Here is a 245-nt window from a genome sequence, read left to right on the forward strand (position 1 = left end):
AGAGGTTCTCATGACTGACATCGTCGACATCATCGGCCGCGAAATCCTGGATAGCCGCGGCAACCCCACGGTCGAGGTCGATGTGGTGCTGGAGGATGGGTCGATCGGCCGCGCGGCGGTGCCGTCGAGATCAATCATGATCTGGTCGATCGCGACCTGCTCCTCGACCGCCTGATCGGCGAGCGCCTCGAAGATCTCGCCATTGACGGCTGCGACCGCCTTCTCGACGCCCTTGCCGAGATAGC

At 63.3% G+C, this 245-nt stretch carries 1 pseudogene; it reads left to right on the forward strand.

Annotated elements, in window-relative coordinates:
- Positions 1-10 precede the first annotated feature (10 nt).
- Positions 11-127: pseudogene (locus FNJ47_RS48105) on the forward strand (hypothetical protein); the annotation flags it as partial.
- Between the last annotated feature and the right edge of the window lie 118 nt (positions 128-245).

It is taken from the genome of Bradyrhizobium uaiense (assembly GCF_010811875.1).
Classification (GTDB): domain Bacteria; phylum Pseudomonadota; class Alphaproteobacteria; order Rhizobiales; family Xanthobacteraceae; genus Bradyrhizobium; species Bradyrhizobium uaiense.